Annotated in this window: 15 protein-coding genes; 6 read left to right on the top strand and 9 right to left on the bottom strand. The window is 69.2% G+C overall.

The window, feature by feature from the left end; translation table 11 throughout:
* Window positions 1–8: 8 nt before the first annotated feature.
* The 5 genes from OG520_RS02070 to OG520_RS02050 all read right to left on the bottom strand — a co-directional run bounded on the left by OG520_RS02070 (window position 9) and on the right by OG520_RS02050 (window position 6030).
* The gene (locus OG520_RS02070) at window positions 9–2054 is read right to left on the bottom strand and encodes a bifunctional aldolase/short-chain dehydrogenase (protein ID WP_406011949.1); all 2046 of its coding nucleotides are present in this window, start codon (window positions 2052–2054) and stop codon (window positions 9–11) included.
* Between the two features lie 66 nt (window positions 2055–2120).
* The gene (rhaI, locus tag OG520_RS02065) at window positions 2121–3287 is read right to left on the bottom strand and encodes an L-rhamnose isomerase (protein WP_406011948.1); all 1167 of its coding nucleotides are present in this window, start codon (window positions 3285–3287) and stop codon (window positions 2121–2123) included.
* A gap of 406 nt (window positions 3288–3693) precedes the next feature.
* Complete coding sequence (locus OG520_RS02060; protein WP_266431056.1) at window positions 3694–3921, bottom strand: hypothetical protein; 228 nt, start codon at window positions 3919–3921, stop codon at window positions 3694–3696.
* Between the two features lie 88 nt (window positions 3922–4009).
* Window positions 4010–4501: a hypothetical protein gene (locus tag OG520_RS02055; protein WP_406011947.1), complete on the bottom strand. Its 492-nt coding sequence runs from the start codon at window positions 4499–4501 to the stop codon at window positions 4010–4012.
* A 119-nt stretch (window positions 4502–4620) separates the two neighbouring features.
* Window positions 4621–6030, bottom strand: a complete 1410-nt coding sequence (locus OG520_RS02050; RefSeq protein WP_406011946.1) for an FAD-binding oxidoreductase — start codon at window positions 6028–6030, stop codon at window positions 4621–4623.
* A gap of 167 nt (window positions 6031–6197) precedes the next feature.
* On the opposite strand from OG520_RS02050, the gene OG520_RS02045 reads away from it, so the two are divergent.
* Together OG520_RS02045 and OG520_RS02040 are read left to right on the top strand one after the other, a co-directional pair.
* A complete protein-coding gene (locus OG520_RS02045) occupies window positions 6198–7043 on the top strand; it encodes a pentapeptide repeat-containing protein (RefSeq protein ID WP_406011945.1) in 846 nt (281 codons plus the stop codon).
* Window positions 7044–7224: 181 nt separating this feature from the next.
* Window positions 7225–8589 (top strand): radical SAM protein, encoded by a 1365-nt coding sequence (locus tag OG520_RS02040; RefSeq protein WP_406011944.1) that lies wholly within the window; start codon window positions 7225–7227, stop codon window positions 8587–8589.
* Here the strand turns inward: OG520_RS02040 and OG520_RS02035 are convergent.
* Window positions 8549–9163 (bottom strand): LysR substrate-binding domain-containing protein, encoded by a 615-nt coding sequence (locus tag OG520_RS02035; protein WP_406011943.1) that lies wholly within the window; start codon window positions 9161–9163, stop codon window positions 8549–8551. The two genes, OG520_RS02040 and OG520_RS02035, sit on opposite strands and share 41 nt — an antisense overlap.
* A 236-nt stretch (window positions 9164–9399) precedes the next feature.
* On the bottom strand, window positions 9400–10095 hold the full coding sequence (locus tag OG520_RS02030; RefSeq protein WP_385551873.1) for an NADPH-dependent F420 reductase: 696 nt from the start codon (window positions 10093–10095) through the stop codon (window positions 9400–9402).
* Between the two features lie 152 nt (window positions 10096–10247).
* Here OG520_RS02030 and OG520_RS02025 point away from each other — a divergent pair, with 152 nt between their 5' ends.
* From OG520_RS02025 to OG520_RS02015, 3 genes are all read left to right on the top strand, one after another.
* On the top strand, window positions 10248–10799 hold the full coding sequence (locus tag OG520_RS02025; RefSeq protein ID WP_399333470.1) for a glycoside hydrolase family 25 protein: 552 nt from the start codon (window positions 10248–10250) through the stop codon (window positions 10797–10799).
* Between the two features lie 215 nt (window positions 10800–11014).
* Window positions 11015–11479, top strand: coding sequence for a MarR family winged helix-turn-helix transcriptional regulator (locus OG520_RS02020; protein WP_406011942.1), 465 nt, complete (start codon window positions 11015–11017; stop codon window positions 11477–11479).
* Between the two features lie 35 nt (window positions 11480–11514).
* On the top strand, window positions 11515–11784 hold the full coding sequence (locus OG520_RS02015) for a hypothetical protein (protein ID WP_266431065.1): 270 nt from the start codon (window positions 11515–11517) through the stop codon (window positions 11782–11784).
* A gap of 26 nt (window positions 11785–11810) precedes the next feature.
* Here OG520_RS02015 and OG520_RS02010 read toward each other — a convergent pair whose 3' ends face one another.
* Entirely contained in the window at window positions 11811–13109 is a 1299-nt protein-coding gene (locus OG520_RS02010; protein ID WP_406011941.1) for a nucleotidyl transferase AbiEii/AbiGii toxin family protein, read from the bottom strand.
* 334 nt (window positions 13110–13443) lie between these two features.
* On the opposite strand from OG520_RS02010, the gene OG520_RS02005 reads away from it, so the two are divergent.
* Window positions 13444–14604, top strand: a complete 1161-nt coding sequence (locus tag OG520_RS02005) for a S1 family peptidase (protein WP_406016398.1) — start codon at window positions 13444–13446, stop codon at window positions 14602–14604.
* 188 nt (window positions 14605–14792) lie between these two features.
* Here the strand turns inward: OG520_RS02005 and OG520_RS02000 are convergent, their stop codons facing one another.
* Window positions 14793–15500: an NUDIX domain-containing protein gene (locus OG520_RS02000; RefSeq protein ID WP_406011940.1), complete on the bottom strand. Its 708-nt coding sequence runs from the start codon at window positions 15498–15500 to the stop codon at window positions 14793–14795.
* Between the last annotated feature and the right edge of the window lie 16 nt (window positions 15501–15516).

The following is a 15516-nucleotide window of genomic DNA, read 5'->3' as shown; positions in this document are numbered from 1 at the left end:
TCATCCGGTCATCGAAGGAAGGCCGCGGCCACACCGGCGTCGACGGGAACGTGAAGTCCGGTCGTGTGCGTGAGGTCCCCGCCGGTCAGCGCGAACACGGCGTTGGCCACATGCTCCGGGAGCACCTCGCGCTTGAGAAGGGTCCGCTGGGCGTAGAACTCGCCGAGCTTCTCCTCCTCGATGCCGTACGTCGCCGCACGCTGGGCGCCCCAGCCGGCCGCGAAGATGCCCGAGCCACGCACCACGCCATCGGGGTTGATGCCGTTGACCCGGATACCGTGCTCGCCCAGCTCGGCAGCCAGCAGCCGCACCTGGTGGGCCTGATCGGCCTTGGTGGCCGAGTAGGCGATGTTGTTCGGACCCGCGAACACCGCGTTCTTCGACGTGATGTAGACGATGTCGCCGCCGAGGTTTTGCGTCCTCATCACCCGGGCGGCCTCGCGCGAGACCAGGAACGAGCCGCGCGCCATGATGTCGTGCTGAAGATCCCAGTCCCGGGCCGTCGTCTCCAGCAGCGGTTTCGAGACGGAGATCCCGGCATTGTTCACGACGAGATCCACGCCGCCGAACGCCAGCACGCCGGCCCTGAACGCGTCGACGATCTGCTCCTCACGGGTCACGTCGACCGTCACGGCGACAGCCTTGTCGGACCCGCCGAGTTCCCGTGCCACCGAGGCGGCGTTCTCCGCGTCGATGTCCGAGACGACGACACACGCCCCCTCCGCGACCAGCCGGTGCGCGATGGCCTTGCCGATGCCGGACCCCGCGCCCGTGACCAGCGCCACCCGGGTGGCCAGCGGCTTCGCCTGCGGCATCCGGCGCAGCTTGGCCTCCTCCAGCTCCCAGTACTCGATCCGGAACTTCTCGGACTCCTCGATCGGTGCGTACGAGGAGACGGCCTCGGCGCCACGCATCACATTGATGGCATTGAGATAGAACTCCCCGGCGACCCGGGCCGTCTGCTTGTCCTTGCCGAAGGAGAACATGCCGACCCCGGGCACCAGCACGATTGCCGGGTCCGCGCCGCGCATCGCGGGGGAGTCGGGGCAGGCATGACGCTCGTAGTACGCGCGATACGCCTCCCGGTACTCCCCGTGCAGCTCCTTCAGTCGTGTCGCTGCCTCGTCCAGCGGGGCATCCGCGGGCAGGTCGAGCACCAGCGGGCTGACCTTCGTACGAAGGAAGTGGTCCGGGCACGAGGTGCCCAGAGCGGCGAGCCGCGGGTGTTCGGTACGGGCGAGGAAGTCCAGCACCGGCTCCGTGTCGGTGAAGTGGCCCACCTGAGCGCGGTCGGTGGAGGCAAGACCGCGGATCAGCGGGGCGAGCGCGGCCGCACGCTCCCGGCGCCGCTTCTCGGGAAGGGGTTCCCGGTCCGTCCACGCGGGGCCGAAGGGTTCAGCCCTGCCCCGCTCCTGGAGGAAGGTCTCGGCGGTACGGATCATCCAGAGGGCGTTGTGCTCGCACTCCTCGGACGTCTCGCCCCAGGCCGTGATGCCATGGCCGCCGAGGATCACCCCTACGGCCCGCGGGTTGGCCTCCTTGACCGCGGCGATGTCCAGACCGAGCTGGAACCCCGGCCTGCGCCAGCCCACCCAGGCCACCTTGTCGCCGAAACACTCCGCGGTCAGCTTCTCACCGTCGGCGGCGCACGCCAGCGCGATTCCCGAGTCCGGATGCAGATGGTCGACATGAGCGGCCTCGACCAGGGCGTGCATCGCCGTGTCGATGGACGGCGCCGCACCACCCTTGCCGTGCAGGCAGTAGCCGAACGCCTGGACCATCTCGTCCTCGCGCTCCACCCCCGGGTACACGTCCTTGAGAGCGCGCACCCGGTCCAGGCGCAGCACGGCGAGCCCGGCCTCGGTGAGCGTGCCGAGATCACCACCGGAACCCTTGACCCACAGCAGTTCGGTGTCGCCGCCGGTGACCGGGTCGGTGCCGGTGGCCTTGACCGATGTGTTGCCACCGGCGTAGTTGGTGTTCCGGGCGTCGGCGCCGATCCGGTGGGCGCGTTCCAGGAGTGCGGCGACTTCGGCGTGCGTCGCGGAGGTCATGGGATTCCTTCGTGGTCGGGGGTCCGTCTGAACCGGTCGGTGAAGGTGCGGGGGAGGAGACGGAGCTCAGGCGCCCCAGCCGGCCTGCTTGCCACCCACCCGGGCGGCGGCGATCCGCTCCTGGTTGCCCGAGGCCAGATATGCGGCGAACGGGTCCCTGGCCAGGCCGTGTTCCTCACGCACCTCGGCCAGCAGCGGACGCACATCGGTGTTGTACGCATCCATCAGGGCGCCGTTCGCGGCCAGCACATCGCCGGACTGCTGCGCGGCGCTCAGTGCGTCCATGTCGACCAGCAGCGCCTTGGCGGTAGCTTCCTGCACATTGGCGACCGACCGGATCACGGCGGGGATCTTCGCTTCGATGTTGTGGCACTGGTCGAGCATGAAATTGACGTTCGTCTCGGGTTTCAGGCCGCCGTTCCTGACCACCTCGTGCATGATCCTGAACAACTGGAACGGGTCGGCCGCCCCGGCCATCAGATCGTCGTCCGCGTAGAACCGGGAGTTGAAGTCGAACGCGCCGAGCTTTCCCGCGCGCAGCAGAAAGGCCACGATGAACTCGATGTTGGTGCCCGGCGCGTGGTGCCCGGTGTCCACGACCACCTGTGCCTTCGGACCGAGACCCTGGCAATGCGCGTACGCTGTACCCCAGTCGGGCACGTCGGTCGCGTAGAACGCGGGCTCGAAGAGTTTGTACTCCAGCAGCATCCGCTGATCGTCACCCAGCCGCTCGTACACCTCTGCCAGCGCCTCGGCCAGCCGGTCCTGGCGGCCCGTGATGTCGTCCTGCCCGGGGTAGTTCGTGCCGTCGGAGAACCAGAGCTTGAGATCGGGAGACCCGGTCTCGTCCATGATGTCGACGCACTCCAGCAGATGGTCGGTGGCCTTGCGGCGCACCTTCGGATCGGGATGGGTGACCGAGCCGAGCCTGTAGTCGTCGTCCTGGAAGACGTTGGAGTTGATCGCACCGATCCGCAGCCCGAGATTCTCGGCGTGCCGGGTGAGCGCGGCGTAGTCCTCGACCTTGTCCCACGGAATGTGCAAGGACACCTTCGGTGCCACGCCCGTGAACGCGTGCACCTGCGCCGCGTCCTCCAGTTTCTCGAACGGATCGCGCGGCACACCCGGCTGCGCGAACACCTTGAATCGTGTCCCGGAGTTCCCGTACCCCCATGACGGCGTCTCGATGACCTGGGACTTCAGAGCTGCCTTGACGGCCGACACATCAGACATGAACACCTCGCAAGCAGAGTCATCCAGTGACCGGTGACCGTTCGGATGTGTGAATCGTTTCATCTGGACCGTACGCTAGATTTGCCACAAGCTTCTCGTCAAGGAGCTGGTCGGGTTCTCTTGCTGTCTTGAATCAATTCATCGAGCGGTCGCCAGGTCCGCCCACCCGTTCGGAGCATGGTGGCGCATCGGGGCGCCGAGGTGAAGAGAGACGGCGTGAGGCCGCGACGACGACCGCGATGCCTGAGGGGCACACGCCTCAGATCGCAGACCGCCGAGCCCCGAAGCCGATTGCGCGACGCCGGACGCCGACTCCCGGACGCCGGACGGGGCCGGCCGAGCCGATTCGGCCCGCCCGTCCGGCGGTGGAGCACCCTGCGCCCGCGGTGCCGTTCAGCAGGTGCGCTCAGCGACCGCCGCCGGACATGCTCGGCTGCAGCGAGCTCACGAGGTCGAAGAACCGGGACTCGTTGCCGCAGAGGCCGGCGCGTCGCAGGGCACCATCGGCCTCGGCGATCGGCGAGGCGAGCAACGGCACGTACAAGGGGCCGTCCTCCGGCTCCGTGAGCGCGGCACGAGTGGCCTCCAGCAGTCGGACGTACGCCTGGGCCGCGGCGAGTTCGTCATTGCGCATCTCAGCATCTCCCGGTCAGAGGTGTCGGACCCACCAGCATCCCCCATGGGTCTGACAACGCCCGCCGACGGCGGCGGGTGGGCGCCCGCTACCCGTCGTTCGGCCCTCGCGCGCCGGCCGGTGGTTCGACCTCCAGGAATCTTCGACGACGCGCTCCGCGGTACTGCAACACCGTCCAGCCCAACTCCCGCAGCACGGCCGCGCACCGGGCCAGCTCGGCCTCCTCCGCACGGGCGGCTCCGCTGCCGGGCGGCCCGAGCCACTCGACACGTACACCGCCCGGTGTCTCACCCTGCTGCAAGCGGTATCCGGTCGCCGTGCGCAGGCCCGCTCCGTCGACGGCCGAGGCGGTCAGGCCCGATGCCTCCAACGCGATGGCGACCGCCCGAACCGGCCGGTGTGTCTCCCACGGGGCGGGTAGGCCCTGCGGGTCGGCGTGTCCGGTGTTCGTCAGCCGGCGGATCTGCAGCATCCCCTCGAACGTCGTCCGCACGGAAGCGGAGCGCTTTCCGTCCGGCACCGGAGCCGACGGGCCGTCCCCGGTGGCCGGTTCGAACCCGGTCTCGTGCTCGGTGTCCATCAGTGTCCCCCTTCGCCCCTGCCGTACTGCTGCCAGTGTGCGCCGTGCCACTGACAGCGGCTCGGGCGCGGGGCGCCGACCGTACTCCTGGCCGATGCCGCTGCGCCCGGTCCCCCGGGTCACATCTGCGGAGCGACCCCTCCACCGGTGAGCGTCGGACCGCCCCCGCCGAGCACCTTGCCCGGGTTGAGGATGCCGTGCGGGTCCAGCGCCGCCTTCACCGCGTGATGCATGCCCAGCACCGCGGAACCCAGCTCCTTGTTCATCCCGCGCATCTTCAGCAGTCCCACCCCGTGCTCGCCCGTCACCGTGCCACCCAGGGCGATGGCATCGTCGAGGATGTCCTCGAAGGCCAACTGGGCGCGGGCGCGCGCGGCTTCGTCGCCGGGCGTGGTGATGATGAGCGGGTGCAGGTTCCCGTCCCCGGCATGAGCGATGCTGGCCACCAGAATGTCGTGCCGGGCCGCGGTTTTCTCGATCCGGGCCAGCATCTCGGGCACCGCGGTCCGCGGCACGCACACGTCCTCGGTCAGGACCGGACCGAGGCGCTCCAGCGCCGGGTAGGCAAGCCGACGCGCCTGGAACAGTGCATCGGCCTCCTGCTGGTCCGTGGAGACCGCGGCCCAGGTGGCTCCCGCCCGCTCGAAGCACTCCCGCACCAGTTCGGCCTCGGCGTCGCCCTCCGCGCCCGGCGTGTCGACCCGGCCGAGCAGCACCACGTCCGCGTCGGCGGTGAGCCCCATCTTCTTCCAGGCGTCGACAGCGGCCAGGCAGTGACGGTCGACCAGTTCGAGCGCCGAGGGGATCACCCCCGAAGCGGTCACGGCGCTCACCGCCTCACCCGCGGCGACCACCGAGGAGAAGTACCCGGCCACGGTCCGTTCCTGCGGCCGTGCCGGACGCAGCCGCACCGTGATCTCCGTGATCACGCCGAGGGTGCCCTCGGACCCGACCATCAGGCCGGCCAGGTCGTACCCCGCAACGCCCTTCGCGGTTCGCCGGCCGAGCGAGACGACCTCACCGAGCCCGTTGACCACTTCGAGGCCGAGGACGTAGTCGCGCGTCACGCCGTACTTGACGCAGCACATGCCCCCGGCGTTGGTCGCGACGTTCCCGCCGATCGTCGACCAGGGCGAACTCGCCGGATCCGGTGGGTACCAGAGCCCGTGCTCCGCGCCCGCCGCCCGGAGATCGTCGTTGACCACTCCCGGCTGGACGACGGCCAGCCGCTCCGCCCTGTCGATGCGGACGATGCGGTTCATGTCCTCGAAGGACAGGACGATCGCCCCGTTCACGGCGTTCGCACCTCCCGACAGGCCGGTGCCCGCGCCGCGCGGAACCAGCGGGATGCGGTGGGCCAGGCAGTGCCGGACCACATCCCGGACCTCTTCGGTGTTCTGCGGACGCACCACGGCCAGCGGCGTTCCGTACGGGGCCCACTCGGCCTCGTCGTGCTGATACCGCGCGAGGCCGGTCGGATCGGTGAGTACCCGGCGGGCAGGGATGTCGTCGACTGCTGCGTTCGCCACGGCTGTGGCCACCTCCTACAAAGATGTACTACCCACCATCATCGCGCGCAGGGCTCGGGCCGGATCGGCCCCCTCTGATCCGGCGGTCATGAAATTGACGCGAACAGGTGACGGATCCCGATAAGGTCGACCGTCCGACAGCTCCGTACCCAGAGGACCTACGCACCGTGCCCGACAATGTCCAAGGCCCCGGCCACGACCGCACCGATCGTGCCGCGCTGCGCGCCGACTGCGCGAACTGTTTCGGTCTTTGCTGCGTGGCGCTGACCCTGACACGGTCCGCGGACTTCGCGATCGACAAGGACGCCGGGAAGCCCTGCCGGAACCTCCAGGAGGACTTCCGCTGCGGCATCCACACCGAACTGCGGACACAGGGCTTCCCCGGCTGCACCGTGTACGACTGCTTCGGAGCGGGCCAGAAGGTTTCCGGCGAGATCTTCGACGGACAGGACTGGCGCAGGGCCCCGCAGACGGCCCGGCAGATGTTCCAGGTGTTCCCGGTCGTGCGGCAGCTCCATGAACTCCTCTGGTACCTCACGGAAGCGCTGTCCCTGGAACCGGCGCGGCCCCTCCGCGCGGAGATCCGGCGCACCCTCGACGAGACGGAGCGCCTCACCCACCTCCCGGCGGATGCGTTCTCGGAACTGGACGTGGCCGGGCACCGCGACGTCGTGGCCGAACTGCTGCTCCGTACCAGCGAACTGGTACGGGCGACGGCGCCGCGCAGGAAGAAGCGTGACCACCGCGGCGCCGACCTCATCGGAGCCAGGCTCAAGGGTGCCGATCTGCGGGGCGCCGATCTGCGCGGCGCCTATCTGATCGCAGCGGACCTCACCGGTGCCGATCTGCGCCTGGCCGACCTGATCGGCGCAGACTTCCGGGACGCGGACCTGTCCGGCGCCGACCTCACCGGAAGCCTCTTCCTCACGCAGGCCCAGCTCAACGCGGCCCGCGGCGACGCGGCGACGAAGCTCCCGCCATCACTCGGCCGCCCCACGCACTGGAACCGGTGAATCCCGGCCCCGAGGCGGCCACCGACCCACGGCCCGGACCGCACCACTGGCGGCCACGGACCAACCGCGCCGCACCGGGACGAATCGGCCGGTGGGTCGGGGCACTGCGGATGTGTCCGGTTCGTTGCACAGTGTGGCGTACCCGGAACGCCGCAGACGACCGGACCGAGGAGTCCCGCACATGCCCAGCAGTACCGACCGCAGCCGCACCGAACCGAGTCGCACCCACGGGAACCGCACCCGTCTGGTCGAGCGCCTCATGGAGCAGTTCCCGCACGTGCCCCGGGAAGCCGTCATCAAGGAGGATCTGCTGCGCGGCGGCGTGGCGTTCGACGAGTCCGCGCTCAGCGACAACGAGGACGGTGACGTCAAGCCGAAGTCCTACTTCATCTTCTCGTTCGACCACGGCACCCTTCCCGAGCTGGGCGCGGCCGCACTCCGCCGTCCGCCGGAGGAGATCGTCCTCACCGGCGGTCCGTACGACCTGCGCAGGACCGTCGTGTCGGTGCGGGTCAACCCCGCGTCCCCGTACCGTGTCGCGGCCGACGCCGACGGTGTGCTCGGGTTGTATCTCGACGGCCGGCGGATCTCCGACGTGGGTCTGCCGCCCATGCCGGACTACTACCGGCACACGCTGGAGAACGGCAAGTCCGTGATGGAGGTGGCGCCCACCATCCAGTGGGGATACCTCGTCTACCTGACGGTCTTCCGGGTCTGCCAGTACTTCGGGGCGAAGGAGGAGTGCCAGTACTGCGACATCAACCACAACTGGCGCCAGCACAAGGCGGCGGGACGCCCGTACACCGGGGTGAAGCCGGTCGAGGAGGTCCTGGAGGCGCTCGCCATCATCGACAAGTACGACACGGCGAAGACATCCACCGCCTACACCCTCACCGGCGGGGCCATCACCTCCCACATCGGAGGCCGCGACGAGGCCGATTTCTACGGGCAGTACGCCAAGGCCATCGAGGAGCGGTTCCCCGGCCGCTGGATCGGCAAGGTCGTCGCCCAGGCCCTGCCCAAGGCCGACGTACAGCGGTTCCACGACTACGGCGTGCAGATCTACCACCCCAACTACGAGGTGTGGGACCGCCGGCTGTTCGAGCTCTACTGCCCGGGTAAGGAGCGCTACGTGGGCCGCGACGAATGGCACCGCCGCATCCTGGACTCCGCCGAGGTCTTCGGCGCCCGCAACGTCATCCCCAACTTCGTGGCGGGCGTGGAGATGGCCGAGCCCTTCGGCTTCACCACGGTGGACGAAGCCATCGCCTCGACCACCGAGGGCCTGCGGTTCTTCATGTCGCACGGCATCACCCCGCGGTTCACCACCTGGTGCCCGGAGCCCACCACCCCGCTCGGGAAGACCAACCCGGACGGGGCGCCGCTCGAATACCACATTCGCCTGCTGGACGCCTATCGCGCGACCATGGAGGAGTACGGCCTCAGCTCGCCCCCCGGCTACGGGCCGCCCGGACCCGGACGCGCCGTCTTCTCCGTCAGCTCGTTCATGGACAGCCTTCCGGCCCGTCCGGAAGACGACCGGTAGTACCGGTCCGGTCGTCGGGCCCGGACCCGGTCCGGGCCCCGGCCGCCAGTTCACGTACCACGCGCGCGAACCCCCGCACCAGGTTGTTGTCCGTGCCGTCTACCCAGGCGAGCACGGTCCGCAGGGGCTCGACGTCGGTCAGCGGCACCCAGGAGAGATCCGGACGGGCGTAGTACCTGGCCATGGTCATCGGTGCGAAACAGATGGCGGAGCCCTCGGCCACCTGCTCCAGCATCTCCTCGGCATTGTCGTTGGTCGGCCCCCATCGGGGACTCGATCCGTCCGGGCGAGGGTTGACCGCCCGCCAGTCCACCCATGCACGAGGCGCACGCTCGGTCAACATCAGCGGCTCGTCGCCCACGTCGAGTACGGAAATCTCGTCGCGGCCCGCGAGCGCGTGCCCGGACGGCAGCCCCACGACGCGTGGTTCCGTATGCACCACTCGCACGCCTGGGTGGCGTCGTGCGAACTCGGCCCGTGCGCGGGTGGTGGGTTCACCCGCACCGTTCGCCTCGAAGCCCACCCGCAGCACGCCCGTCTCCCCGCGCCGGTGCCGTTCCGCGGCGGCGGCCACCCGCTCGGACTGACGGACCGTGAGCAGAGCCTCGCAATGATGTCGCGCCCGGCGGCGGTCGCGGAGACACCCCCGGCGTGCCGGTCGAAGAGCCGCACACCCAGTTCGGACTCAAGACTCTTCAACGCATAGGACAGGGCCGGCTGGCTGACGTACAGCCGCTGCGCGGCGCTCGTCGGTGTGGGGCGCGCCGGGGGCGACGGGTACGAACCCGACCGTCCCCGGCATCGGGGACGTCAGGCGCGCCACTCGGCCGTGCGCTCGGGGGACGCTTCGGCGAGCGCCTTGACGATTGCCTCCGCGTCGCCCTGATGACCGTAAACAGGCGTGCCGGGCTGCTGACGCCAGGACTCGTCGAGGCCTCCCGCGTCCACGGTGTCGAAACCCAGCTCGTCGATGAGCTCGCGCACGACCTGCTTGGCCGCCGCGTCGTCGCCGGCCACCGGCAACGCCTGACGGCCGGGGCTGCCCTGGGGAAGGCCGTTGGAGAGGATGTCCTGCGCATACGTCCCGTTGAACGCCTTGATCACCGGATGACCGATCTGCTCCTCGGTCCACCGGCTCTCGGGCTTGCCGTCCTCGATCGCGGCGATACGGCCGTCGCGCTGTTGCGGATAGTAGTTGCCCGTGTCGATGACCGCGACCGCGTCCGCGGCACCGTCGATCAGCCCGGCGGGCAGATCGGGGACGGCCTTGAGGGGGACGGTGACGACGACGACCTGGGCTCCCCGAGCCGCTTCAGCGGCGGTGACCGCGGTGGCTCCGGTTTCGTCGGCGAGCGCGGAGAGCGTCTGGGGGCCGCGCGAATTGGCGACGGAGACGTCGTGGCCCAGCGCGGTGAGGCGCCGGGTGAGGTTTCCGCCGATGTTGCCCGCTCCGATGATGCCGATCTTCATGGATCCGACCTTCCCATGGCGCCTGCGGTACGTGATGTGGTCTCGCGCATCATCAACTACCCGTCGCCGGCCCGTATTCCTGGCGTTGGAAAAGCGATTCGCCCGTTCACCCGAAGGATGGGAACGAGTCACTGCGGGCACCTACAGGAGGAGAACGGAATCACTGAGCCCACTTGAAGGCGGTGCCCATGCTGCATGGCGTCGATGTCAGCTCCCATCAGTCGTCCTTCGACACGGACGGACTGGACTTCGTCTTCATCAAGGCCACCGAGGGACGTTCGTACACCAATCCGCATCTGGCGGCCCAGGTGAAGCGTGCGAGGGACGCGGAGTGCGTGGTCGGCTTTTATCATTTCCTCTGGCCGGGAAACATCACGGCCCAGGCCGAGTACTTCGTGAGCAAGGCTCCGGAGAAGGCGGGTGATCTGCTCGCCGTGGACTGGGAGCAGAACGGCGAAGGCACGAGGGCCGGCAATGCCGAAAAGGACCGCTTCATCCGTGAGGTCAAGCGCCTGCGGCCCCACCACAAGGTTCTGCTGTACTGCAACCGCTACTTCTGGTTGAACCACGACACCACGTCGTATGCCGGGGACGGTCTGTGGATCGCCGACTATGTGACCGCGGGGAAGCCCAGGATCAAGGCGTCCTGGCGTATTCATCAGTACACCGACCAACCGCTCGACAAGGACGTCGCCGCCTTCTCGTCGCGGACGGCCATGCGCGACTGGGCCCGGGGGTAGACGCCGCGCCAGGGCGGTGAGACCGAGGACCGGACGCCGGAGCACGGACGCGGCCATGACCGGATCAAGACGACGGGGCGCAGGACGCGTGGCGCGGGTGCACCCGGAGCGGGGCGCCGCGCGTCGTGCTCCGGCAGGCACGGATGCGGGCATCCATGATGCGTTCCGATTGGTAGGTGAGAACCTATGATTGGTGTGGGCCTAAGATAGTGCCGATGAGCGAGACCCCGCCCAGCCTCCTGGGACTCACGACCTATCTGATGTCCAAGACCGGCAAGGCGGCGCGCGGCATGCTGGCGGCACGACTGGCCGAGCGAAATCTGCGGCTCTGGCACATGGCCGTGCTGTCGGCGCTCGTCGACTTCGGCCCTCACGTACAACGGGAACTGGCATCGCGGCTCGGCATCGACCGGAGCGACATCGTCAAGATCGTGGACGATCTCTCGGTGGCCGGTCTCGTCGACCGGGCCCGCGACACCGGCGACCGTCGCCGGGTGACCGTCACGCCCACCCCGGCCGGCCGTGCGGCGCTCAGGGAGCTCCAGGCCGAGGCATTGGCTGTGCAGGAGGCGCTGCTCGCACCTCTGACCGGGTCGGAACAGGCCCAGCTGGCAACACTGTTGAGGCGTGTGCACGCCCATGTCCATGAAGGTCCCGCAGGGGCACAGCCAGGTCGCTGACCGATTCCCCGGGTCCGGTGCGGCACACTTCTCGGGTGACCACAGCCGCGGCTCAGCCGCCTCGCGACCGCGCGCTCGGGCGCGGAATCACCACCCTCATTCCACAGGCCGCCACGGCCACCCCGGCCGAACAGGCGGCGGCCGTACTGACGGCGATGCAGAGCGTTCCGGTGCGTGTGGGTGTCCTCCAGGCGGCCGTGGTCCTCCTGGAGGAGCGAGTACGCGCGACGGACGACGGCGCGGAGCGAGCGGCCGCCGCGACGACGGTCGCCATGCTGCGCAGCGCGATCGGCCGGGCCGGCTGAACCGGGCCAGGGCCCGGGGAAGTTGATCAGCGCAGCTCGTCGAGGAGCCGGGCGCACGCCTCGGGATGGTCCCGCCAGTACTGCCAACTTCCCTCATGGGAAAGGACGTCGGCGAGTGCGTCCGCCAGATCCGGACACCGGGGCCCGGCGATCTCCCGCACGACCACGACGGCCGCCAGCAGCCCGTCCCGCCCGCCTTCGGCCAGATACCCGAGCGCGGCGGCAGGGTCCCCTGCGGCCGACGCGCGCGTGGCCTCCACCAGTGGCTGAAGCCACCGGGCCCACTGTCGGTGCCGGCCCGTCCCGTCAGCCGGCACCTCCGTCTCCAGGAGCGGTGCCAGCGCTCGCGCGAGACGTCCGCGATAGCTCGCCGCACTTTCCGTGACCCACGGGTGTTCCGCGGTGAAGTGCTCCCAACCGGTCTGTACTCCCAAATCGTCGAACAACTGGGCGCGGACGGGCCGCAGGCCCTCGGTCCCGCCGAGAACGAAGGCCTCCCGCAACAGTTCGTAAACAGGTGGGGAGTGTTCCGCGAGCAGCACGGCATCGTACAGATCCTTGCCCTGCGGATACATGTCGGTGACCAGCCACAGCAACTTCCAGGCCAGCGACAGCTCGGGGGAGACGGCCCGCACCCGGCAACCCGGGCCGTCTCCCAGTGGCCGGAGTTCGGTGAGCACGGCGGGCGAGGGAAGGGTCTCGTTGAACACCACGTCGAGCTGCACGGTGCCGCCGGGCACCCCGTCCGCCGTCCACGGCAGCAGCATGCGTCGGCCCGGAACCCGGTCGTACGTCCAGATGTCCTCCGTCACCATGCCTGCCGCGTCGATCCGGACGGGGCCACCGACGGAGGCCGCTGCCGCGTCACGGGCGATGGTGGCGAAGAGACCCGAGGCCCGAGAGTCGTCCATGGCCCAGTCCCGGGGTACGAACAGGAAGTCCAGATCACCCGGGTCGCGGGCGGCCTTACCGAACCACGTGGCCATCAACACGCTGCCACGCAACACCAGATGGTCGCTCCACGGGCCGTCCGCGATGGACGCGAGCACCGTGTCGAGTACGGTACGCCGCGCCCGATGCCAGGTGCGCCCCGCCTCTTCCCCACCATCGCCGAAGTCCGGTTCTCCTGCCCGGTAGGCATTGGCGAACTGCTTGAGAGCGGGTTCGAAGACCAGGGGGTGATTCATCCCGTCCGGTGCAGGCAGCAATGTGCCCGGAATCTCCGAGCTGCGCCGTGTCTCCTCGTCGAGGGGCGTATGGGGAACCCGCGGGGAGCCCGCCCACAACCTGGTCCAGGAAGCGGATTCGTCGGCGGAGGAAGTCATCGTGAGGCTCCTGCGGGAGAGTGCGCTGCCGTGCGCGAGACCCGTGGCGGAAGTTGAAGCATCGGGCACGCGCGATCATCTGACGCGAGCATAGGTGTCCGCACCGAGCGGAGGGAGGCGGGGGCGGTGGGGGCGCCGTGGTGCGAAGGACGCACCCCTCGACCGGGACCGGAATCGTTCATTGGCATGGACCTGATAGGCGAGCTGCGTTACAGTCCGTTGCGGCAAGCACACTCTGAGAGCGCTCTCAGGTGAGAGCTCCCGGACGCCTGCTGTTCCTCCCCCACGATGCCGGAACAACAGAAGGGCCATTGCCTTGAGATGTGTGAACGCGCTGCGTACGAGCCTGGCTGCCGCGCTGGTTGTCGGAGCCTGGGCGACCGTGGGTCTTGCCTCGGGTCCGGCGTCCGCCGCCGCGGCGGACTCGCCTTCCGTGACACCCCGTTCCGCGACCGATGAAGCACCGGCGTCCGCAGGACTGCTCTCCGCCATGCAAAGGGATCTGGGCCTGACGGAAAGTCAGGCCAGGGCCAGGCTGGCCGCGGAGAAGACGGCAACCGCCGTACAGGGCAAGGCGCGACGGGCCGCCGGATCGTCCTATGCCGGCTCCTGGTTCGATCCGGCCGCGGGCAGGCTCACCGTGGCCGTCACCGACGGCCGGAAGTCGGGCGTCGTCCGAGCGGCCGGCGCGTCCGTCGAGCTGGTACGCCACAACGCACGGCAGCTCGACGCGACCAAGGCACGGATCGACAGGCTGACCGCGCCGGACGGTGTCAGCGGCTGGCACGTCGACCCCAAGGCCAACCGGGTCGTCGTCGACGTCGTCGCTTCGGCAGCGGGTGACAACGATGTCCGGAAGTTCGTCGAACGGGCCCGCGAGACCGGCCCCGTACGGGTGAATCAGACACCCGAGGCACCCAGGACCTTCGCTGCCGGAACCGTGGGCGGCGATCCCTACTACACGGGCAATGTCCGATGCTCCATCGGCTTCTCCGTGTACGGCGGTTTCGTCACGGCAGGACATTGCGGACAGACGGGCGCCGCGGTCAGCGGATGGGACCGTTCGGCCATCGGCAACTTCCAGGGGTCGTCCTTCCCCGGTGACGACTACGCCTGGGTCAGCGTCGGCAACGGCTGGTGGACCGTCCCCGTGGTCCTCGGCTGGGGCACCGTTTCGGACCAACTGGTGCGGGGCTCCGCGGAGGCGCCCATCGGCGCCTCGATCTGCCGTTCCGGCTCCACCAGCCACTGGCACTGCGGCAATGTGCTGGCCACGAACGAGACAGTGAACTACAGCCAGGGTGCGGTCTATCAGATGACCAAGACGAGTGTCTGCGCCGAGCCGGGAGATTCGGGAGGTTCGTTCATCAGCGGGGACCAGGCCCAGGGAGTCACCTCGGGTGGCTGGGGCGACTGCACCGGCGGTGGGGAGGCCTGGCACCAGCCGATCAATGAGATCCTGAACCGGTACGGGCTGACCCTGCACACGGCCTGACGGTATCCGGGAGCCGGCCGGACCCGGTCCGCCCGGCGCCCACTGCGAGGGGTCTGTCGCGACAGAAGCTCCATTGCCCGGTCGCGGCAGGCCCTTCCCGTGGCGCGCGTGCTCAGGAGGCTGTGGCCTTCGTCAGTTCGACGCCCGGGTGCCCCGTGTGCAACCGTGACGGGAACCGCGAAACACACTCACCAAGTGCAGGCGGCCTGCAGGTCGTTGATGCTGTCGGCGAGTTCGGCCGGTCGAGTCGGCCAGCCTGTCGTGTGCCAGTGAGCGACGCGCCAGGCCAGTCGCCGGGGCCACACCGGAGTGGTGGGCAGCTGGTCGACCGGAATCCACGTGGGCGTTCCGTCGTGGTTGTCGAGTTCCGCACGCGCACCGATCTTGCCTTCGGCATGCAGAAGGAAATAGTGCTCACGGCGATTGTCCTTCCAGACACGGGCCACTTCCCTGACCACTTCGCCGCGCAGGCCGGACTCCTCCCGCAGTTCGCGGATCACCGCAGCGTGCAGAGTCTCACCGTCCTCGACGCCGCCGCCCGGAATCTCGTAGAACGGCTGCCCGTCCTCCTCGAAGCCGATGAGCAGTATCCGCCGCTCACGAATCACCACCGCGCCGGCCCGGACCCGCACCGGATCGGCAGCCGCCGGATCATCCCAGGAAGCCATTTCCCGCGCCGGACTTCCCGTCACCCAGTTCCGCAGCACGGTCTCCGCAGTGCCGACGGGCCGGATCCGCGCGTGCAATGCCTCGGCCAGGGGCAGCGAGCACCGCGAACCGTCCGGCACCTGGCCATGGAGAGGGAAGCAGTAAGCCCCGTCCTCACCAGGCTCTTTGGCCACGACGAGGCCGGCTTCGTCGAACTGGACGTTCAGCAGCAAGGGGTCGTCGGTCATCGGTCAAGACTATCCG

The organism is Streptomyces sp. NBC_00984 (genome assembly GCF_045162475.1).
In the GTDB taxonomy this organism is placed as follows: Bacteria; Actinomycetota; Actinomycetes; order Streptomycetales; family Streptomycetaceae; genus Streptomyces.
The sequence above is the reverse complement of the archived record's forward strand: the minus strand, read 5'-3'. Positions and strand labels throughout refer to the sequence as shown.